This is a genomic window from Polyangium jinanense (assembly GCF_028435265.1).
GTDB classification, from domain to species: Bacteria; Myxococcota_A; Polyangia; order Polyangiales; family Polyangiaceae; genus Polyangium; species Polyangium jinanense.
The window spans coordinates 63,619-84,597 of record NZ_JAGTJK010000043.1 but is presented as its reverse complement, the minus strand read 5'-3'; the positions used below and the strand labels follow the sequence as shown (position 1 = coordinate 84,597).

15 protein-coding genes are annotated in these 20,979 nt (G+C 64.5%); 9 read left to right on the top strand and 6 right to left on the bottom strand.

From position 1 onward, the window contains the following. Nucleotides 1-82: 82 nt before the first annotated feature. Nucleotides 83-2,092, bottom strand: a complete 2,010-nt coding sequence (locus KEG38_RS42065; protein WP_272426293.1) for a protein kinase domain-containing protein — start codon at nt 2,090-2,092, stop codon at nt 83-85. Nucleotides 2,093-2,384: 292 nt separating this feature from the next. Here KEG38_RS42065 and KEG38_RS42060 point away from each other — a divergent pair, with 292 nt between their 5' ends. The 7 genes from KEG38_RS42060 (at nt 2,385) to KEG38_RS42030 (ending at nt 10,717) form a co-directional block, all read left to right on the top strand. Next, nucleotides 2,385-4,469, top strand: a complete 2,085-nt coding sequence (locus KEG38_RS42060) for a type VI secretion system Vgr family protein (RefSeq protein WP_272426291.1) — start codon at nt 2,385-2,387, stop codon at nt 4,467-4,469. Between the two features lie 11 nt (nt 4,470-4,480). Beyond that, the gene (locus KEG38_RS42055; RefSeq protein WP_272426289.1) at nt 4,481-4,843 is read left to right on the top strand and encodes a PAAR domain-containing protein; all 363 of its coding nucleotides are present in this window, start codon (nt 4,481-4,483) and stop codon (nt 4,841-4,843) included. Next, nucleotides 4,840-5,727: a DUF4123 domain-containing protein gene (locus KEG38_RS42050; RefSeq protein ID WP_272426287.1), complete on the top strand. Its 888-nt coding sequence runs from the start codon at nt 4,840-4,842 to the stop codon at nt 5,725-5,727. Before KEG38_RS42055 ends, KEG38_RS42050 begins: the two co-directional genes overlap by 4 nt. Further along, a complete protein-coding gene (locus KEG38_RS42045; RefSeq protein WP_272426285.1) occupies nt 5,724-6,443 on the top strand; it encodes a polysaccharide deacetylase family protein in 720 nt (239 codons plus the stop codon). The genes KEG38_RS42050 and KEG38_RS42045 overlap by 4 nt, the downstream gene beginning before the upstream one ends. 91 nt (nt 6,444-6,534) lie before the next feature. Further along, nucleotides 6,535-9,198, top strand: a complete 2,664-nt coding sequence (gene tssI, locus KEG38_RS42040) for a type VI secretion system tip protein TssI/VgrG (protein ID WP_272426284.1) — start codon at nt 6,535-6,537, stop codon at nt 9,196-9,198. A gap of 60 nt (nt 9,199-9,258) precedes the next feature. Next, the gene (locus tag KEG38_RS42035; protein WP_272426283.1) at nt 9,259-9,828 is read left to right on the top strand and encodes a hypothetical protein; all 570 of its coding nucleotides are present in this window, start codon (nt 9,259-9,261) and stop codon (nt 9,826-9,828) included. Between the two features lie 136 nt (nt 9,829-9,964). After that, nucleotides 9,965-10,717, top strand: a complete 753-nt coding sequence (locus KEG38_RS42030) for a hypothetical protein (protein WP_272426281.1) — start codon at nt 9,965-9,967, stop codon at nt 10,715-10,717. Nucleotides 10,718-10,788: 71 nt separating this feature from the next. Here the strand turns inward: KEG38_RS42030 and KEG38_RS42025 are convergent, their stop codons facing one another. The 5 genes from KEG38_RS42025 to KEG38_RS42005 form a co-directional block, all read right to left on the bottom strand. After that, on the bottom strand, nt 10,789-11,793 hold the full coding sequence (locus KEG38_RS42025; protein WP_272426280.1) for a WD40/YVTN/BNR-like repeat-containing protein: 1,005 nt from the start codon (nt 11,791-11,793) through the stop codon (nt 10,789-10,791). Next, nucleotides 11,794-12,555: a hypothetical protein gene (locus KEG38_RS42020; RefSeq protein ID WP_272426278.1), complete on the bottom strand. Its 762-nt coding sequence runs from the start codon at nt 12,553-12,555 to the stop codon at nt 11,794-11,796. A 9-nt stretch (nt 12,556-12,564) separates the two neighbouring features. After that, nucleotides 12,565-12,954 (bottom strand): hypothetical protein, encoded by a 390-nt coding sequence (locus KEG38_RS42015; protein WP_272426277.1) that lies wholly within the window; start codon nt 12,952-12,954, stop codon nt 12,565-12,567. A gap of 69 nt (nt 12,955-13,023) precedes the next feature. Then, nucleotides 13,024-15,447, bottom strand: a complete 2,424-nt coding sequence (locus tag KEG38_RS42010) for a DUF2169 family type VI secretion system accessory protein (protein WP_272426276.1) — start codon at nt 15,445-15,447, stop codon at nt 13,024-13,026. 106 nt (nt 15,448-15,553) lie between these two features. Next, nucleotides 15,554-17,119, bottom strand: a complete 1,566-nt coding sequence (locus tag KEG38_RS42005; RefSeq protein ID WP_272426274.1) for a serine/threonine-protein kinase — start codon at nt 17,117-17,119, stop codon at nt 15,554-15,556. A gap of 156 nt (nt 17,120-17,275) precedes the next feature. On the opposite strand from KEG38_RS42005, the gene KEG38_RS42000 reads away from it, so the two are divergent. Both KEG38_RS42000 and KEG38_RS41995 read left to right on the top strand, forming a co-directional pair. Continuing rightward, entirely contained in the window at nt 17,276-18,496 is a 1,221-nt protein-coding gene (locus tag KEG38_RS42000; RefSeq protein WP_272426272.1) for a GTPase domain-containing protein, read from the top strand. Nucleotides 18,497-18,508: 12 nt separating this feature from the next. Next, on the top strand, nt 18,509-20,074 hold the full coding sequence (locus KEG38_RS41995; RefSeq protein WP_272426270.1) for a hypothetical protein: 1,566 nt from the start codon (nt 18,509-18,511) through the stop codon (nt 20,072-20,074). Nucleotides 20,075-20,979: the final 905 nt, after the last annotated feature.

The window sequence follows — 20,979 nt, the reverse complement described above, 5'->3', positions numbered from 1 at the left end:
ATGGTAGCATCGAGCGCGCGCGTTTTGTCGGATCCTTCTCGGTGACCCCGGGCACTCTCGGCTCGATGCGCTCGGTCGCCCCTTACTTGAACTTGACCGCGGCCGTCTTCGCCTCCCCCGCCTTTACGGTGACAGTCACGGTCTGTTTCCCTTTTTCGGGGTGGATGAAGGTCACCGTGTGTGTCCCTGCCGGCACCGACAGGCCGACCTTGGGTGTGCTGCCCAGCGGCCGCCCATCCAGCACGACCTTCGATACCGGGATCGAATTGAGGTTGAGCGTCGCATTGCTCTGCGCTGGCTGGGTGGTTGCCGTGCCAACCGTGGGCGTTGCCGTCGGCGAGGGGCCCGACGTCGGCGCTGGGATCGTACCAACCGCCTCCGGCACGGAAGGTGACTCGGCGGGCGGCGTCGACGATGCCTCCACGAGCCTCGGAGGCTCGATATCGGGAGGATTCGGACGGACCCCTTCGAGGGGAATCAGGACCGGGCTTTCTTCCCCTCGCGCCACGCTCGCGGACACGACCTTCTCGCCCCTCCCGGGCGCGACCACTTTGACGATACGGTCTCCTGGCGCGAGATCGCCGACGACGCACGGTGTCGTCCCACAACGCTCCTGTCCATCCACGTAAATCGCGACCTTGCCGAGCTCGCGGCCGGTGACCTCGATTCGGAGCCCTCCTGTTCTCGGAATCAGTACGAGTGCCGCGAGACTCACGGCAGCGAGCAGCGCCGAGACACCGAGCACGACGCCAAGCTTTTTTGAAGCGCTTCCCGTGGCCGGCGGGGTCGTCGCGGAAAGGCCGTGCGTCGTCGCGGTCAATTGAGGGATGGATGGCAGGGAGGGCTGCGATGCAGATGCCATGGGCGCTTGCATCGAGGCGGCGGGGGAATATGCGGGAGCGACGTGCGTCGGGGCGGAGGGCAGCGGTGCGCGGGCAGCCGGAGGAACGGCGGGGCGAGCTTTCGGGGGTTCGGGTGGCGGCGGGGCGGTCTGTTCGGGCACGGGGTAGAAGCCCGGAGGAAGCACGGCGGTTTGCACGGGCGGAGGCGGTACGGAACGCGGCTTGGGATGAAGTGGCATCGTCGCCTGCATCGATTGTGGCTTCCTGATGCCGAGCAATGCGTGCGGACGAATCTGCTGCGTCTCTCCGTCGTCGTACCCGCTATCGAGCAACTCGGCCAGCGCCCGGACGGCCTCCTCCACGCTTGGCCATCGCTCGGCGGCGTTTTTCTGGAGGCACCGTTCGAGCCATTCGTCGAAGCCACGCGGAAAGAGGTGTGCTTTGAAGCCCGCGCGGGCGACCGCAGACGGAGTCGGGTGAATGGCCACGCCCATGACCATGTCTGCGACGGTTCCACGCTCCGCGCCTGTCCATAGATGTCCGGGCGGCGCGCCGAGCAAGAGCTCGTACGCGATGACGCCGAGGGCCCAGACATCGGTCTGGGGCGTGATTCCGTGCGAAATGACGACCCCCATTTTCGCAGCCATGGGCCGCAGGGACGCGCCGAGCTGCTCGGGCGCGGCGTACGCCGGCGATCCGACCTGCGTGGCCGTTCCCTGGATGCCCTCCTCGAGGACCTTCGCAATGCCGAAATCGACGACCTTGAGCAGCGGGCTCTTCCTGCGGTCGTACGTGAGAAACAGGTTTCCCGGCTTGAGATCCCGGTGAACGACGCCCGCCGCGTGCGCTTGTCCGAGCGCATCGGCGAGCTGGAGGAAGAGGATCCGCATGAGGCCTGGCGGCACGGGCCCCCGCTGCTTGACGTATTTGTCGAGGGTATCGCCGTCGAGCAGCTCCATGGCGAGGAACGGCACGCCGCGCGGAGGGTCGATTCCGGCGTCGAACACGTCAACGATGTGCGGGTTTTTCCCGATTCGCGCACCGACGCGCGCCTCTTGGACGAACAGGTCACGAATCTCGTTACGGTCGACGAGCTGCGGGAGCACGAGCTTGAGCGCGCACGTTTGTCCCGTGCCGAGGTGCGTCGCGCGATACACCGCGGCCATGTTGCCCTGCCCGAGCCACGACTCGACGCGGTACCGCTCGGCGACGACGTCGCCAGGGGCCGCGGGTCCTCCTGCGGATGCCATGAGGTGGGAGTGTAGCGCGGTGGGTTTGGTAGGGGAAACATGTGCGCGTACTACGTTGGTGGTATCGACATGGGAGCGGAGTTGGTGGGGGGCTTGGTTGGGGCGATGCGTGTGGAGTGACGTTATGTGTTGACTTTTGTGGGCGTTGATGGGTGGGGTGTCGGTGATCCAGGTCTCGGGCAGGGGCGGGGCGTACTAAGTATCGGTACTTGCTTGGGATTGTTGCTGGACATACGAGAGTGTTTACGGGCAAACCCTGAGCTTGGTAGGGTGAACACGAGGTGTTGCGCGCATGCCGATTCTCGAGTTGACGTTTGCCTGCGGAGAGAGCTCGCTGTCGGTGCGGCGCTTCTCGGTGCACGAGACGGTGTCGGGGCTGTTCACGGTCTCCGTGTGGGCGCGGTCCGAGAGCCCGAGCATCGACCTCGAGGCGATCATCGGGCAACCGGCGTCCTTGCGGGTCGTGAGCGGATGGCTCTTCGCGCGGCTCGGCGGCGCGCGACTCTGGACCGGCATCGTGAGCTCGATCGAGCAGGTGCAGGCGGTGCAGCCTGCGTCGGGCGCGAAAGAGCTGTCGACCTACTCGCTGCGCATCGTGCCCGACCTGTGGATGCTCACGCAGCGGCGGAACTACCGCATCTTCCAGCACCTCTCGATCCCGGACATCGTCGACGAGCTCCTCGACGACTGGGGCATTGATAAGGTCTGGGAGATCGATCGCGGCAAGTACCCGAAGCTCGAGTACAAGGTGCAGTACGGCGAGAGTGATTTTGCGTTCTTCGGCCGTTTGCTCGAAGAGGCGGGGATCGGCTTCACGTTTGCGGACGACGACGCGAAGGGCTCGAAGCTGACCCTCTCCGACAAGCTCGAATCGAACACGCCGCGGCCTGGCGGGGCTCTTCCGTACGTGGACAACCCGAACCAGGAGGCCGAGAAGGAGTTCGTCTCAGGGATCCGTTTGTCCTACGGGGTGCGGCCCGGGGCGCACACGATCCGCGACTACGACTTCCGGAACCCCTCGTTCGAGCTCTTCGGCGAGGCGCCGAAGGCCAAGGGGCAAGAAGCGAAGTACGAGCAGTACCATTACGAGCCCGGGGCATTCCTGGTCGAAGGTGGCAAGGGCGGCGGGACGCCGGCCGCGGATGACAAGGGCGTCGCGCGATACGATCAAGGGTTCGGCAAGGGGCGCGCGACGCGCCTGCTCGGCGGGACGCGGGTGGACCGGCGCGTGGTGTCGTTCGACACGAACACGATCGATCTCTGGCCGGGGGAGGTTTTTTCGATCGACCGGCATCCGCACGCGGACATCACGGAGTCGACGAAGCTGCTCGTGACCGAGTTTTCGGTGGAGGGGACGCCGGAGGGCGAGTGGAGCATGTCCGGACAAGCAGTCTTCACGGATGCGCCCTACAGGCCGCCGCAGCGGACGCCGAAGCCGCGCGTCGAGGGCGTGCAGAGCGCGCGGGTCGTGGGGCCGAACGGCCAGGAGATCCACACGGACGAGTTTGGCCGGGTACGCGTGCAATTCCCCTGGGACCGCGAAGGAAAGAACGACGACAACAGCTCCTGCTGGATCCGCGTGAGCCAGGGCTGGGCCGGGACGGGTTATGGGATGATCGTGCTCCCGCGTATCGGGCAGGAGGTCATGGTGGGTTTCCTGGAGGGCGACCCCGACCAACCGATCATCGTGGGCCGCGTCTACAACGCGAAACAGGCGGTGCCGTACAAGCTGCCGGAGCACAAGACGCGCAGCATGTGGAAGAGTGATTCGTCGCTCGGCTCGGACGGGTTCAACGAGATCATGTTCGAGGACCTCAAGGGCCAGGAGCTCGTGTACGAGCAGGCGCAGAAGAACCGGCGCAGGCTGGTGAAGAACGACGAGACGATCACGATCGGGCACGATCGGCAAAAGCTCGTGAAGAACGACGAGTCCGAAAAGACGCTCGGGTTCCTGAAGGTCTACGTCGGCAAGGACCAGGACATCGTCGTCAAACAGAACAAGCGGGAGCGAATCGAGGGGGATTCGCATCTGCGGGTGTACGGGAAGCGCAATCAGCGGATCGAGGGGAAACAATCGCTGACGGTGAAGGGCGATAGGCACGAGCTCGTCGGGAAGAACTATGCGATCGGGGTCAACGAGGAGATCCACGTCGCGGCGGGGACGGCCATTGTCATCGAGGCAGGAAAGGACCTGACGATCAAGGGGCCGGGCGGGTTCGTGCGGATTGACCAGAGCGGGGTGACGATTCGCGGGAAGCAGGTGCGGATCAACAGCGGTGGGTCGCCGGGGAGCGGGAAGGGGTCGAGCCCGGACGAGCCGGAAGAGGCGATCGAGGCCGAGGTGGATGACGTCAGCGTGACGCTGATCGGGCAGTAGGAGGAGGAGCGATGCCGCCGGCTGCGAGGATTCTGGATCGACATACGTGCCCGCTGCACCCACCGAACGTGATCGTGACGGGAGAGGAGACGGTCGTCGTTGGGTACCAGTGGCAGGCGCGCGTGGGGGACATGGAGGCTTGCGGCGCGTCCATTGTCATGGGTGAACCGACGGTGATCATCGGATACAAGGATGCGGCGCGGAGAGGGGATCCGACGAGTCACGGGGGGCGGATCGTTTCAGGATGTCCGACGGTGCTGATCGGGTCGAATCCGCAGATGGATACCCTGCGCACGGACAAACCGTTCTGCGAAGAATGCGAGCGGAAGAAGAAGGAGCGCGAGGAGCGGCGGAAGAGGGGGCGGAAGTCGTGACAGCGCCGCGGCTCATCATGGAGGTTCGGTGGGGGAGGCTCGCGGGCACGAAGATCGTGTTGAAGGCGGGGCAAACGGTGCGCGTGGGGCGGATGGCGGGCGCCGATTTCGTGGTTGAGAATGATGGCGAGATGTCGCGGCTGCATTTCGAGATCGGGTGGGATGGGGTGCGGGCGGTCGTGAGGGATCTTGGGAGCATCAAGGGGACGATGCTCGGGGGAAAGGCGATCGAGGGGGAGGAGGAGATCCCGCACGGGGGGTGGATTCAGGCGGGCGAGACGGATTTCATGGTGTACGTCGAGGGGAGGACGCCGGCGCCAGAGGACGAGAGCGACGAGGAGGATCGGGAGGCGGCGCGGGAGGAGCGGAAGCGGCGGGAGGCGGCCGAGAAGGCGCTCGAGGAGCTGCGGGGGGTGGCGGGGCGGGAGAAGCTTTATGCGGTGGTGGATGCGGCGCGGGATGATCGCATTTTGGAATTGCTGAGGGAGCACGTGGAGCCGCATCGGTCGCTGTACGACGGGGTCGAGGGGGAGACGCTGGAGGAGGTGGCGCCGTATCTGGTGGGGCCGATGCGGGAGGATTCGGGGCTGCTCGACAAGCTCGTCCTGGAGGGGTGGGGGAGGCGGTGGGGGATCTGGTGTACGAGTGAGGAGCGGTTTGTCGAGGTACGGCGACATTGGAGACGGTTTTTGATGGTGGAGCTGGAGGAGACGGGGGAGCGGGTTTATTTTAGGTTTTATGATCCAGGGGTGATGAGGGTGTTCTGGGATACCTGTAACGAATCACAGCGCACGGAAATGAAGGGCGACCTGGTCCTTTCTTACGAGGCTGAGCATCAAGAGCTGCTGGTGCATGGCTCACCTGCGTGGATGGCTCCACGATGATGAAAATACCTGCGCCGCAACTACGTAAGCTCGCTCAAGGTGCCAAGAACGCGCAGGCGCAGAGCGGCCGCCCCGTTCGATTGGATAAAGACGGGACCGAATTGCCGATCAATGCGTGTCCGCAGATGTACCGCGCGATTTTGACGTTCGATGATGGTCCAGAGCCGACGCGTGAGCTGGAGCGCATTATAGCAATACTGAATGACAATGGCATAAGGGGCGTATTTTATTTGCTTGGTGAGGAGACAAAAAGGAGCCCTGATGCTGCTAGGCTTATTGTCGAAAGCGGGCATATCGCTCAGAGTCATTCGTGGGATCACGAGGGTTCGGGCCTGGTTCGGTTCCACAAGAAACAGGACATTGTCGAGAACCTGAATCGAGCTCAGATGGCGATCGCAGAGGCCACAGGCAAGGCACCGACGAGGCTACGTCCTCCATTCGGCGCTCGCAACCAGCTTGTGCGTGAGGCAGTCGGAGAGGTTGGCCTGAAGCTCACGCTCTGGGACATCGATACGAATGACTGGCGAAAGCCAAAGGGACTCGACGAACATAAGTTCAGCCCTGCCCGCGCGAGCTGGAAGAAAATGTATGACGAACGCAAGCATCCGCTGGATATCTTGATGCATGTCCAGCAGGAAACTGCGGACCGTCTTGACGGTTTTATCAAATCGATGAAGGGTGACTGCTGGCAATTCACCGTGTACGAAGGCGCATGATGTTGCACTGCGGTGTGACAAGCACATGTCCATGGTCGCAAGTAAATGATGGTCCTTGGGTGGCTTGCTGGTCACCTCGCGCAGGGTTCCAATGGCGGTTCTAGATCTACATATCAGAGCGAATATCACCGCGGCTCTTTCGCCTTACCGGTTCTCCATCCGTGAATCCGCCTCCTCCCTCTTCACCGTATCCCTCTGGGCTCATTCTCCCGACCCTAGCCTCGACCTGACAGCCGTCCTCGACCAGCCAGCCACCTTCCGTATCGTCGCGGGCTACCTCGAGGTCGCCAACCTCGGTGCCCGTACCTTCCGCGGCATCATCGTCGACACCGAACAGGTTTACGCCCTCCAGCCCGCCCCCGGTCAGAAGGGCCTCTCGACCTACCACTTCCGCATCGTTCCCGACCTCTTCCGCCTCACCCAGCGCCGCGGCAACCGCATCTTCCAGCACCTCTCCATCCCCGACATCATCGACAAACTCCTCGCCGAGTGGTCCGTCGAGAAGGTCTGGCACATCGACCGCACGAGCTATCCCAAGCTCGAATACAAGGTCCAGTACGCCGAGACCGACTTCCAGTTCGTCAGCCGCCTCCTCGAAGAAGCCGGCATCGTCTACACCTTCCCCGAATCCGAGGATGGCAAGCTCGCCCTGAGCGACCGACTCGAAGCGAACCCCCGGCGCCCCGGCCCCCCCATCCGCTACGTCGATCACCCCAGCCAGGCCTCCGAGAAGGAGTGCGTCACCGCTGTCCGCTTCGCCCGCGAGGTCCGCCCCGGCGCCTTCGCCGCTCGCGACCACGATTTTCGCAACCCGGACTTCCCCCTCTTCGGCGACGCGCCGCACGCCAGCGCCCCCGAGGCTCGCCTCGAGCAATACCACTTCGATCAGGGCGCCTTCCTCGTCGAGACCGGCAAAGGCGGCGGCACGCCCGTCGCCGATGACAAGGGGGTTGCCCGCCATGATGCGAAATACGGCAAGCTCCTCGCCGAGCGCTCCCTCCACGGCGAGCGCGCCGGCGTCCGCGGCGTCTTCTTCGAGGCCAACACCTTCGACCTCGCCCCCGGCGCCGTCTTCTCGATCGACCAACATCCGCATCCCGATCTCCCGCACGATCGCAAGCTGCTCGTCCTGGAGACCACCCTCGAGGGCACGGCCAACGACGAATGGAGCCTCACCGGCCACGCGGTCTTCGCCGACACGCCTCATCGCCCCCCGCGCCGCACACCCAAGCCCATCGTCCACGGTCTGCAGAGCGCAACCGTGGTCGGACCCCAAGGACAGGAGGTGCATACGGATGAGTTCGGGCGGGTCCGCGTGCAATTCCCTTGGGACCGCGAAGGCAAGAAGAACGACGGAAGCTCCTGCTGGGTGCGCGTCAATCAGGGCTGGGGCGGGATGGGCTACGGGATGATCGTCCTGCCGCGCATCGGGCAGGAGGTGATGGTGGGTTTCCTGGAGGGTGACCCGGACCAACCGATCATCGTCGGCCGCGTGTACAACGCGGTCCAGCAGGTGCCTTACAGGCTGCCCGAGCACAAGACGCGGAGCACGTGGAAAAGCGACTCGTCGCTCGGGTCGGGCGGCTTCAACGAGATCATGTTCGAGGATCTCAAGGAGAAGGAGCTCGTCTGGCAGCAGGCGGAGAAGGATCGGACGCGGCTGGTCAAGAATGACGAGTTCGCTACCGTGGTGCACGATCGGCAGAAGCTGGTGAAAAATGACGAATTCGAGCACACGGACGGTTGCCGCTGGCGGTGGGTCGGCAACGACGGCGATCAGGTCACGATGCAGAAGAAGCGCGAGCGCATCGACGGCGACGTGAGCGTGGAGGTGCTCGGCAGCCGGAACGAGCAAGTCGACGGAAACCATTCGCTCACCGTGGTGGACGATCGGCAAGAAGGGGTGAGCGGGCGCTATGCGTTGAAGGCGAACGAGCAGATCCACGCACTGGCCGGCGAGGAGCTCGTCGCCGAGGCGGACGAGGATCTGACGGTGGCCGGACCTGGTGGGTTTCTCCGCATTGATGCCAGCGGGGTGACGATCGAGGGGACGCTGGTCAAGATCAACGTGTCGGGCAAACCCGGCAAAGGGAAGGGAAGCAAGCCCCAGGGACCGGAGGAGCCGGCGCTCGGGGCGCACGCCGGCAGCGCGGAGAGAGGGGCTCGGGACGAACAGGCCGGAGGGGGAGGCGAGGGCGCTTTTGCAGGAGGTCAGGGTAAGGCAAAACGGCAACGCAAGCGGAAGTATCCGAGAGGAGCCGTGGATTGCCGTGGCAAGATGCTCATCCAGCAAGAGAAGCCCATGTCCTGCGGCCCGGCGGCGGTCCGGATGGTCATCCAGTCCCGGACGGGCGTGAACGTGGCAGAGGAAACGCTGCGCGAGGAGTCCAGCGCGCGCGGAAGTCCGCCCGGCTACGACGAGTTCAATGGTACGTACACCCGTGACATACTGACCATGCTCAAGGATCACGGCGTCTCCAACCCTGGCCAATGGAAGCGCAAAGCGACCATCAAGGATATGGAGTCGGCGCTCGCGAAAGGGAGACCGGCCATGCTCTTGCTCCGCTCGCCGGGCCACTTCGTGGTGCTCGATGGAATTCAAACAACCGCGGATGGCAAGAAGAAGCTTCTCATCCGTGACCCAGCTTTACCTGGAAGACAAGGGTGCCGGCAGATAGCGGTCGGCGGCGACGAATGGAACACCAGGATAGCGAACTCCGATGACCCAGGCTGGGTCCTCGATCTACCCCGGTGACGACCATCCGCGGATCACTCATCACGAACCTGTATGGATAACGAAGACTATATCGATGCCGTGGCCGACGATTCCGAGCGCTTGCTCGGGGTGCCGTTCGACGATCTGCTCGTCACCGTCATAGAAACAAAGTTCCCCTGGCTGCACGCGGGCCGGGTGGTATGGGCGCGGACGCAGGACTGGAAGCAAGCGTTATTCTGGGTGAAGCCAGACGGCGAGGTGAGGCACCTCAATGGCCCTGACGGGCTCGCGAACCTGTCACGGATGCTCGTCGAGAGCACAGGGCCTTTGCCGAAGGGGCTTCCCCCGATCAAGCTGGCAGAGGCTACCCGGCAGCTCACGTTCGAACCCCGCGGGCAGGTCGCCTCGCGAGAATTCTTGCAGCGGGTGAGACCGTACATGGCCAACTGGCTCGCCGAGGACAACCCGCAGAGCCGGAAGCTCTTCGAGGAGCAGTGCGAGGATCCGGCGCTGCACCAGCAGGGGCACGGATGGACGCTCTTGTTTCGATGCTTCAACGTGAAAGGAGGTGTCGAGCTGTGGACCGTCAAGGGAGACGAATCGCACGTCGCCGAGACGAAAAAGACGCTGGTCTGTCCCGCGGGGACGTTCGTCTGGCCCATGGCATGACGGCTAGAACAGCCTGGCTTCTTCGGTAGGCGAACTGAGTGCTGGTTGCGTGAACAATGAGGTCGAGCAGTTTTGCACGTCATAGGGCATCGATCGACCCACGTCCACGCAATAGCAGAAAAGGAGGTACGTCGAGATGAACGGCACGATGCTCCGACCGGCGGTGCTCTACGTTAGAGGTAAGATGTTCGTCCTCGGCACGCGCCACGATGACCTCCCCGCCGCGCCCCTCGAAGGTCCGGCTGCGGAGGCGACCGTCGCCAAGCTACTGGGCGATCCGGTGAACTACACGTACGTGAGGAGCTTCCTGTCTGCCGTCACGGAGATAGGTGCCCAATCCGCTCGCGACAAGGACGTCTTACCGGTGCTCGTGCGGGCCCTGCAGCGAGGAACGCTGAAGATCGCCGAGCTGCCGATCCACCCCACCACGTCGCTCGAAATCAAGAAGACCGGAAAGCTCACGCTGAGCGAGGTCTCGTGGGGCGAGACGGCAGGGATTTATCCCACGAAGACCAGCAAGCCAACCGAGCAGGAGAAATACAATCCAGCTCAGTGGGACGACGCCAAGCTCCTGTCGCTGATGAAGGCCCGGGCTGCCATTCATGATGTCGCCAAGCGAAACTCGCAGGTCAGGAAGAACTCGAACTTCTCGAAGTTCACGAACTTCCTTAAACCCTATCACTGCATCGAGAACTTCCCGCCCCTCGACCCCGAGATCACGCAGGACGTCAAATGGTTCTACATCTCGAGCAAGGAGAAGGAGCCTAGCGTGCACCCGGGGACATCGGGGACCGAGCTGGTGAAATCCTACGGGGAGTTTTACTGCAATGGCGGTGGCGATGTGAAGAAAGGCGCTGCGTACATCCTATTTTACAAGAAATCGTCCTGACACTGGCAAAGGATCTCCCCTGCCCAGGTCGGAGGAGCACCGCGTAGCCGCCCAGTCGACGGGCGCTGGCCTCATCGTCCGAAGTTCCTGCGCAGGATCCGGTCAAAGGAAGCACGAATCCATAGACGATTGGCGCCGTCCTCGAAATGAGCGCCCTTCACCACAGGAAGAGCGTCGTCGTTCTCCTCGAACCACGTGTCTCCGGCGTCGTGGCTGAAAAACAGCAGCGGGCGCATCGACGTCTCGTGGGTCGTCGTGCCGGTGATGAGCAAGAACCTGCCGGAAGCATGAAAATAGTCTGGCAGGAACGGTGGAAACTCTCGGCACAATCGTAGAGAGCCTGAACCAGTCCGCTCGTGCAGTTCCACCGGGAGCCCGCTTGCCCCGGGGTCGCCTGCGCGACCCAGAAGGAGGACGCCGCCGGCGTTCGTCGGCTGCAAGAAGCACAGCTCGAGTCCAGCGGGGAGCGCACCACCATCGAAAGCACGATCCTCGCGCACGTAATACAGGTGGTCCTCCGTGGCTAGCCAGAGCGTTCCATCAGCCCCGAGCGATGGCCTCGCCAGCGAGCTGTTCTTCGGGGTGCTGAGGATGGATGTGCTCCACGTCTGGCCGCCGTCACGGGTCATGCGGAGGTCGGTTGCGGACCAGACGTAGCCCGAACGGGGCGATACGAATGCCAGACCCTGGCGCTGCGCGGGGCCGCCAAGAGGGATCGTGGTCCAGGATGCGCCGGCATCCACGCTTCTGAGCAGGAGCTGTTGCATCTGTCCATCTCCTCGTTGTCGGGCGCCGATCACGTGGAGCACGCCGCCAGCGTGGGATATGTCGTCCACGCGCCCCGCTTCCCGATGGACGGTGGTCCAGGTAGTGAAGTCGCCTTTGCTCGTCAATATAATCATCTCCGACGCGTCTTCCCCGCCCTGCCGCAGCATGGCCCCCAGCGGCCTGCAGGCGCAGCACAGCACGCCGGCCAGGTGCTCGCTGGAGAACCACATCGCGCGCACGTCGTGGAACCGGGGTGTGGTTGAGACGAGTTCCCACTTAGATCGTGACATTTGAGAGATCATGGACATTCAAAAATGAGGTACCGGGATGTCGTTCAAGAATCCGTCGATCACCTCGTTCAGCTTGTCTGTGGCGGCGTTCTTCGCCGCGCGCAGCGCCGCATCGATCGCCGCATCGATGGCCTCCTCTCCCTTTTGTTTTGCTGCATCGACGGCCTCCTCCCCCTTTTGTCTTGCTGCATCGACGGCGTCTCTGGTGTACTGCTTGGCCTCTTTCATGGCCATGTCATAAGCCTGCTGCCACGTTTCCTTGTCGAGCCATTCCTTGAATGCTGGGGTCTGTACGACCGTCAGCTTGTCTTTCAGGGAGATATCATGAAAGCCCGCATTCCAGTAGGCATCCGGGTGGGTTTTGAACGCAAAGGTTTTGAACTTGTCGTTGTCGCGCTCGATCGCTGGATTGGAGGCGAGCCCTTTCTCCATGTACACCTGCAGCAGCATGCGTGCATTGTCGAGCCAGATCTGGCCAGCCGGCGATAGCTTGGGGCGGACTTCGAGACTGAAGGTGGTGCAGTACTTGAAGCCATAGTTCATGTAATAGTCAGGCGGTGTGTGCTTGCACCCCCGATGCCGCCGGATGAAGTCGGCGTACCTCCACACGTAGTACGAGCACTTGCCGAGGACGTTCGCAGGGGCCGGAGGTACTTTGGGATCGCAGATCACATTCGGGCAAGTCGAGTTCGCTCCTAGCAAAGCGGAGTCACTGAAATTCGCAAAGCAGTCGTCTTTTGCCTGCTGGCCACCCGAAGGGTTTGCCACGAGATCCTGCACCGTAATGACTCAGTTGCTCCGCCGTGCATGACGGTGTGCATCGAGTTCGTCACTGTAAGCGTGGAGCGCATCGAAGACGGCCAGTATTCTGGCCTCGGGGTCTGTTATGGAGGTGTCGGAAAGGTATTGTGTGATCCACCTGAGCCCCGGCGCCCGGTCGAAGTCTTCCCCGAAGCGCACCATGAGGTCGATGTAAAGACAGACGCCGCGCTCGGAGAGGATCCCGTAGGATTCGGCGAGCGCCAGACCATCCCTGATCAGCGCCCGGAGCTCCTCGTCGCTCCTGGCTTCGGTCTTCCCGGGCGAGCACCGGCGCAGATGGGCGAGGACGCGCTGCTCGAAGTCGCGTGTTTCGGCGTCGGCGAGCGCATGCATTTGCAGTTGTTTGATCTTGAGCATGGTCCGGGGGGATAAAGATGTGAACGCGGAAGGACGTTTCGCACGTAGCCGGGGCCGCTGGCGGTACCTTCATCGATGCCCGCCTCCCCCCACCCGTCCCACCCCCACCACCTTCACCGCCCGCGCCCCCGCCTCATACTGATCCTGCGCCGGCCAAACCTCCCCGATCACTCTCCCCCGCCACCGCCTCCACATCGGCACCTTCTTCCCCACCTCCTCCGGCAAATACCCCACGATCGCCCCCTTCTCCCCCGGCAACCAAATCAAACACCGCAAGAACCTCCCCCCGAACACCTCCCTCTTCTGGTAATGCCTTCCCCCGAGCAGCACCCTCTCCATCTGCTGCTCCAAATAATCCGCCGGCAGCCCCTTCTTCTCCCGCGAAAACGCGTCCCTTATCCGCGTCGTCAACCCCTCGCACACCGCCGGTGCCGCTGACAACCCCGGCATCTGCACGAAATCCTTCGCCACCCCCACCGCCGCCTTCAGCCCCTCATCCGCTGCCGTCACCAGCGGCGCCGCCGTCGACATTGCCGCCTTGAGCGCCTCCAGCTCGTCGAACGGCATTTCAATCTCCCCCGCGAGCAACACCATCGGCGGCACGAACTTCCCGTCCTCACCGATCGCCCCCTCCAGCGCTTCCTCCACGCCCTTGCCGTCGACCCGCGGCGCCTTGGCGAGGACCTGGAAAACCTCTTGCCGATCCTCGATCTCCCACGGCTCGCGTGCTCCATCCACGATCTCGATCTCGCGTGATCGCGGACTCCGCTCGAGCTCCTCGAACACCTTCTTCCACGCCGGCACCCGCCGCATCCGCGCGATGCTCTCCGGGTCGTACCAGAGGAGCTGCAACATCTCCCGCGCCGGCTCGACGCCCACCGCCTCGCTCTCCGCGATCGCCGGACGCAATTCACGCTTCGGCACACTCCACGGCGCCGCACCCGCCGCCGCATTCGACGCGGCCAGCGCGCCCTCCTGGCTCGCCCGATCCACACTCGGCGTCGCAATCGCCGCCGCAGCCGCCGCAGCAGCAGCCGCGGCCGAACCAATCGTCTCCCGCGATGGCGCCGCCGTACCCGGCGCGCCCGAGGACCACACGCTTTCCGCCGTCGCGCGCGGAGCCGCCACCGGCGGAGGCGGCGGCACGTACGCGGGAGGCGCAATCGGCGGCGCGCTCGGGGCCGGCGTCGCTGCCTTCTTCGCCATGAGCGGCAGCATCGTTTGGTCCCCTGCCACCGGCACCGCCGCGACGTCCCCCGCCCGAAGCGCCGCCAAACTCGTCGGCTGCCCGAACGGCAATGCCGCATCTCCCGGCTTCGGAGCAGGCGTCCCCGTCACGCGCGGCCGTTCACCTCCCAAAAACGGCATCACCGGCCCCGCCGCCTTCGCCCCGAACGTCGGCACCAACGTCATTGCCGCGAGATCCTCGTCCTCGTCCCCATCCCCCGCCGTCAGCGCCGTCGGCGGAATCGTCTCCAGCAAATCCTCCGCGATCTCCTCCGCCGCTGCTTCCGCCTGCGCCCCCGCTCCCTCTATCCGCACCGCAATCCGCCCCGCCTCGTCCGCGCCGCGCAGCCCGATCATGCCCCGCCAAACCACGCAGCACACCCCGCGGTCCGTGTCAATCGACAACGTATCCGCGATGAGTTTTACTTCCTCCCTCTCCCCCGTCGCCCGATCCACCACCACGCTCGGCCGCACCCCCGGCAAACTCGTCACCACCCGCGCATGCTCCGGATGCAACCCTTCCAGCACGATCCGCTCGTTCGGCCGGATCTCCTTCACCTGCTGATCCAGCGGCGCCGCCTGGAAATACGCCGGATCCATCCCCTCCGGCAGCGGCCGCTCCGCCCACCCCGTCGGCGAGAACGTTCCTGCCAAACGCCCCAGCCGCTGCTTCCGCGCCGGCCACTCCGCCCCGACCGGCCCATAACACACCGGGGCAAACGTATCCGATCGTTTGGACACGAACATCCCCGGCGGTTGCAAATTCGGAATCGGCACCATGCCATATGCATCCGGCGCCGCGTCGAACCGCATCCCCGCCGGATTGTTCGTCTCCGGCCCGCCCGCCGCGCGCTCCCACCGGAGCGGCATCTTCACGAACCGTGGCCCCTCCAGCAGTTGCCCGTCTTGCACGCGGAACCCTCGATCACACCAGACCTCGATCGACTTGTCGAGCTCCCCCACGACGAGCCGCGTCATGATCGATCGCGTCGGCTGTTTTCCGGGTGCATACGCGTGCCCGACGAGCATCACGTCCGCGCGCGGCTTGTACGGCACCTTGTCGCTCGGCGTGACGACGCTCCGCGCGGGATCGTCGTTCCAGTATCCATCCTCCTCGTGCACCGCCTCCTGCTTCGGCGCGAGCGTGCATTCGCCCGGCTCTACCACGAAAGTAGCCTTGACAACCACCGTCAGCGCATGCGCTCCGGTATGCGCCTGCCAGGCGAACGTCGACGCGCGAAGGGGACAGAGACAAACGAGGTCCATGGTTCTTCTGTGATCCTACCTCTTCTTCGCCTCACGCGCCTTCTGTGGTTCGTCCCCGCGCGCGAGGTCCCCGATGCACGTCTGCACCGACGATCGCTGTCCTCGCTCAGAGCCCCGACGGCGCGAACTTGCGCCCCGGCGGCTTCGACACGTTCCTGCACCCCACGCGGAGCGTCAGCGTGCACGGCGGGAGCGGCGTGTAGGTCGGCGCGGCCTTCGCGGACGCGACCACGAGCGTCGAAGAGGGCGGAGGCGCGACCGTGAGCGCAGGCATCGCCATCGCCGTAGGCTCCTGCGTTGCCGTGGGGGCTTGCGGCGGCGGAGGCGGCGAAGGTGTCGTCTTTGGCGTGGGCGCGTGCTCTTGCGCTTGCTTCGCGCTTGCCGCTTCGGGGGCGGCCGCGACGGAGGGCTCGACCGTGGGCGCGGCGGGCTCGTTTCCGGGCAATCCAATCACGGCGACGAGCGCGACCAGCGCCAGCATCGCCGCCGCGCCGAGCCCGAACGAGAGGACGAGGATCGCGCGTCCCTGCCTGCGACGATGGATCGTCGTGCTGCTCGTCGCCGTCTCGTCGCGCGTAATCGGTGGTGCCGTGGCCTCGGCGGGAGGCAAGGGGATTCCTGCCGTCAACGCCCCGCTGCGACGGTGCGCGGAGAGCGACTCCTGCATCTCGCGTCGCCACGGCGGCAGCGGGTCGGGCGCAGGCGTGTTCGGCTGCAAGAATGCCGTTCCTTCGGGCGTCGCATCGGACGCCACGAGCAGGGGCGAGGACGACTGCGAAGCCCGCGCGACGGGGATCGCGGCGCTCGACGGCACCCGCCAGATCCGGCTCGACTCCAAGAGCGGCGTGAGCAACGCGACGAGCTCGGCGGCGTTCGCGATACGTTTGTCGCGGTCTCGTTCGAGGCACCGCATCACGACGTCCTCGAGCTCCTGCGGCACGTCACGCACTCGCGCGGAAAGCGGAGGAATGGGCGCGACGAGGACCTGACGCACCACGTCCTGCACCGAGCCCGTGAAGGGCCGCACGCCCGCGAGCAGCTCGTAGAGCAGGATTCCAAGCGACCAAAGGTCCGTTCGATGATCGACGTCCGCGCGCAGCGCGACTTGCTCGGGACTCATGTACCCGGGTGAACCGACCACCATGCCCGTCATGGTCGCCTGCGTCTCCTCGCCGGGTCCGAGGTTTTTCGCGATGCCAAAATCGAGGACCTTCACGACGAACGCACCTTCGGCCGCGCCGGGCTCGTGATGCAGGAAGACGTTCGCGGGCTTGAGGTCGCGGTGCATGATCTTCGCTTGATGCGCCGCTTCGAGCGCGTTCGCGATGTCGCGGGCGATACGCGCGGCGACGGGCGGCTCGATGCGCCGCTTGCTCTTCAGCATGTCGGCGAGCGACTCGCCGGAGAGCAGCTCGAGCACGAGGAACGGCTCGCCGTCGTCCGTCTCGCCCGCGTCGAGCAGGCGCACGATGTTCGGGTGCGACAAGCGCGACGAGAGCCGCACCTCGCGCAGAAAGCGTTGCCGGAGCTCCGGCGTCGACTTCGAGAGCAGCTTCAGCGCGACCTCGCGGCGCGTGCCGATCTCCTCCGCCGCCCAGACCGTGCCCATCGTACCCGCGCCGATGGCCCGGACGAGGCGATACTTCTTCCCGATCGTGCTTCCAGCTTTCATCGTTGGTCAGGACGGATGTACCGGCAATACGGCCGATGACGGGCATCGTAGCGTACCAGTCGAGCCATGTAACAATACGTGGTAAGATTTCTTGCCCGCTACCAGGTCTGCATGATCTGATGCGACGAGCCAAACCATGTCGGACGCGAGGGGCGAATGACGACGGTCTTCATCATCATCGGCATCATCATCACGGCGCTGGTCGTCGTCTTAATCGTCCTCGGCATGCGCGCGTCGAAGCTCACGGAGGAGCTCGAAGCCGCCGAGATGAAGCACCAATCGCTCGCCGCGGCGAACCGCGAGCTCCAGGTGCAGGTCACGTCGCTCGACGCCGACAACAAGAAGAAGATCGGCTGGCTCGACCACATGGAGGAGGAGCTCAACTGGCACAAGGGCGAGCTCGAGAAGCGGCCGAAGGTCGAGCGGAAGATCTATCGGATCCTGACGCTCGGGATGAAGGCGACGGGCAAGAGCTCGCTCACGCTGAAGTGGTCGAACCCGCTCGTGGATCTCGGGACGATCGAGGGGACGAAGATCGAGCGGTACGAGCGCACCGTGAGTCACGTGCGGAACAAGGACACGCTCGTCGAGCACGTGTTCGAGGTGCACGACTGGGGCGGCGAGCACATCGTGGACGCGCAGCAGGAGCTCATCATCGAGGAGATCCACGGGCTCTTGATGGTCGTCGACCTCGGCGGCAAGGACGCGCAGCAGGTCGACACGCACCGCATCGGCGAGCAGCTCAACGAGTTCAACCCGCAGGCGTTGAAATACTTCTTCAGCCCGAAGACGGTGGCGTCGTGCAAGAGCGTGGTGCTCTTCATCAACAAGAGCGACCTCATCCCCGGCTCACCCGCGCAGGCGGAGGCGCAGGCGAAAGCGCTCTACGCGCCGCTCATCGACAGCCTGCGGCAATATGCGACGCAGATCGACGTGAAGGTGCTCGTCGGGTCCGCGAGCTACGGGCACTCGACGCACGTCCTGTTCTCGCACTTCGTCGAGCAGATCCTCCCGAAGTCGGCCTACGACCTCCAGCTCTTGCAGCGCATGAAGAGTGAGTTCCGGTCGCGAGCTTCGACGGTCACGCCCGGGATGAATGCGCCCACGTCGCAATCACAGCCGGGGTTCCCCCCGCCGCAGATCCCGCACGCGCCGCCGCCGTCGAATGGGCACCCGCAGATGCCGGCGCCCCAGCATTACGGGCAGGTTCCGCAGCACGCGCCCGCTCCGCAGGTGCCGCTCGCGCCACACTTCGGGGCGCGGCCGGGACCCGGGGCCAAACTGAACGTCAAGGGGACGATGGCACTCGAGGACCTCAATCCGATGGAAGCCACGGCGCCACTCTTGAATCGCCAGCCACCGCCTCGAAGGGGTTGAGCGGAGGGGGACATGGACGAGACGCACGTGGTGACTGCGGGATACGAGGTCCCGACGTACAAGGTGCCCTCCGGGGCGACCTGGTTCCATTTCCTCCACGGGAACGTGCCGGGTCATCAGATCGACTTCATCTACCGGCCCGAGGTGCCGCAAGCGCCGCTGACGCGGCAGCATTTCAGCCACCTCTCGCGGCTCGTGAAATACATCGAGCCGCGGCACGGGAGCGCGTACGCGTTCGCGATCGGGAACTTGTCGCGCGACGACACGCAATACGAGCCGGGGCACGGTGGGCTCGCGCTGATTTTCGGCCTGCGCATCAAGGGAGCGAAGGATCACGCAGGGAGGCAAGATCCGCCGTTTTGCCATTCGGCGGCGATTGTTGACCGGCACCTGGACGGCGAGGCGATTTACGGGACGGCGGTGCAGTTTTACCAGAAGCTCCTGCCGGACGAGGAGTCGCAGGCGGAGGGGAGCGGCTGGTATCATACGTATGTGCAGCACGCGCAGAACAAGGACGCGCTGTTGCCTTTGCTGAAGATGTACCTCGAAGATTTCGAGGACCTGCACAAGCCGGGGCCGAGCGGTTTGTCGTTCCGGTGGACGGTGGAGAACTCGACGCCGCCGCGGCGGGTGGTGATCGTGTATCCGGACCGAGTGGATTTCGCGACGCTGGCGTATTGCATGGCGCGGATCGCGAATGTGCTCGTGGAGTCGGACATCAAGTGGACGGCGATCTCCAATGGGCGTGAGCAGGACGTGGTCGGAGGGTTGACGGTACGGTTTGTTCCGCGCCGGGAAGCAACGCAGGAGCCTGCGGACGTCGTGCTGATGTATTTGGAGCAGGTGCCGCAGGAACCGGCGGAGATCGCGGCGCAATTGTTCAATGCGCACGAGGTACGGGTCTCGCAGCTCCCGGACCTGCGGATGAACTGGCGGTACGTCCAGGAGCAGCAGGCAAAGCAGAATAGGGCGGCGACAGGGCACGGTGCGGGGACGGCGACGACGAGCAATGGGATCGGTTCGGTAAGGCCGGCGGCCCTGGAGGCAGGGGCGCGGCCGTGGGCGCAGCCGGCGGAGGTGCCGGCGGCAGGGGAGGATCCGGCGGCGAAGACGGCGGGGCTCGGCGGGCTGGTTCAGGTGGTGGAGAGGGCGGAGGCGGCGCCGGGGTTGGGGTTGCCGCAGGTGGATCTGGCGGCGGAGCTGAAGAGGAAGCAGCGGAGGCAGCAGTTTACGACGTTGATTGGGGTGGGGGTGTTGATTGCGGTGATGGGGGGGATTGCGGCGGTGTGGATTGGGTCGGCGCCGACGGTGCCGGTGGAGGAGGGGGCCGGCGTGGGGAGTGCGGCGCCGGTGGTGGCGACGAGCAAGCCGGCGGAGACCGTGGTGCCGGCAGTGGCGCCGAGCGGGAAGGTGCAGGATTCGGCGGTGATTGTGGATGGGCCTTCGGCGGGGGCGACCGGGCCGAAGCCGACAGGGGCGACGACGGGGACGGGGAAGCCTACTGGAACGGGGAAGGCTACAGGGACGGGGACGACGAGGAAGACGAAGAAGGGGCCGATTGGAGATCCGAACTTGTGATGAATGGTCAAACCTGATCAGGGTGAACAGAGATTATTCACGCACTTGCCCGATGCACATTCGTCAGCGTTCAAGCAGACGGTCCCGTTAGGTTGCTTGCAGAGCCCAGTTGTTTGGCCGCTTGGGATGACGCAGATGTCGCTCGCGCAGTTGGAATTAACTAAGCATTGCCCCCCGTTCGGAGCTCCCCCACCGCACGTCCCGTTCATGCCACATACGTTGCTGTCAGCACAATCGCCCTTGTTACCCGCCGGTACATCAAAACAATAGCCCACTTTTCCTGGCAAATCGCACGCCCGGCAGCCGTCAGCACATTGTTCATTGCAGCATTCCCCGTCCGCGCAGAAGCCACTTTTGCATTCACTAAGGTCGCCACAATCGGTGCCATCGCATTTGAGGAGGCATTTCCCCCCACAGTCGACCCCTGTCTCGTTGCCGTCCATCACACCATTGTTGCAGCCGAAGCACTTATTCTCGAAGCAGCGCCAAGTGTTTCCCTGTTTGCAGTCTGCGTCGTTGATACACTCGACGCACACCCCCATTCCATCACAAATACCGACGATCTCATCGGTGCACGGCTGCCCCGCGATGATCGGCTCCACGCCTGGACCATCCATGTCGCACACGCCGACATAACAGGGCCCCGGGGGGATGGGTAGGTCTGCCATGTTCGGCTGCGTCGTTGCGACTCCATTCCCCACGCAAACCTTGTCCTGACAGTCCCCCTGCGCTTGAAATACGGGAGGGAGGATCTCTCCGGTCTGGCAATTGGGCGCGCATTGACCGTCGAGGCAAAACCCTGCGTGCTGCCCGAGGGCGCACGGCGTTCCATCCGGGGCCGGAGATGTCGTCACGACTCCACTCACGCAGGTGTCGATGGTGCACGGATTGCCATCTTCCGGCAG

Coding starts and splice junctions, on each gene's coding strand:
- KEG38_RS41995 (WP_272426270.1), top strand. CDS start 18,509: ATGGACGAGACGCACGTGGTGACTGCGGGATACGAGGTCCCGACGTAC.
- KEG38_RS42000 (WP_272426272.1), top strand. CDS start 17,276: ATGACGACGGTCTTCATCATCATCGGCATCATCATCACGGCGCTGGTC.
- KEG38_RS42030 (WP_272426281.1), top strand. CDS start 9,965: ATGAACGGCACGATGCTCCGACCGGCGGTGCTCTACGTTAGAGGTAAG.
- KEG38_RS42010 (WP_272426276.1), bottom strand. CDS start 15,447: ATGGACCTCGTTTGTCTCTGTCCCCTTCGCGCGTCGACGTTCGCCTGG.
- KEG38_RS42065 (WP_272426293.1), bottom strand. CDS start 2,092: ATGGCATCCGCAGGAGGACCCGCGGCCCCTGGCGACGTCGTCGCCGAG.
- KEG38_RS42060 (WP_272426291.1), top strand. CDS start 2,385: ATGCCGATTCTCGAGTTGACGTTTGCCTGCGGAGAGAGCTCGCTGTCG.
- tssI (WP_272426284.1), top strand. CDS start 6,535: ATGGCGGTTCTAGATCTACATATCAGAGCGAATATCACCGCGGCTCTT.
- KEG38_RS42015 (WP_272426277.1), bottom strand. CDS start 12,954: ATGCTCAAGATCAAACAACTGCAAATGCATGCGCTCGCCGACGCCGAA.
- KEG38_RS42045 (WP_272426285.1), top strand. CDS start 5,724: ATGATGAAAATACCTGCGCCGCAACTACGTAAGCTCGCTCAAGGTGCC.
- KEG38_RS42055 (WP_272426289.1), top strand. CDS start 4,481: ATGCCGCCGGCTGCGAGGATTCTGGATCGACATACGTGCCCGCTGCAC.
- KEG38_RS42025 (WP_272426280.1), bottom strand. CDS start 11,793: ATGTCCATGATCTCTCAAATGTCACGATCTAAGTGGGAACTCGTCTCA.
- KEG38_RS42005 (WP_272426274.1), bottom strand. CDS start 17,119: ATGAAAGCTGGAAGCACGATCGGGAAGAAGTATCGCCTCGTCCGGGCC.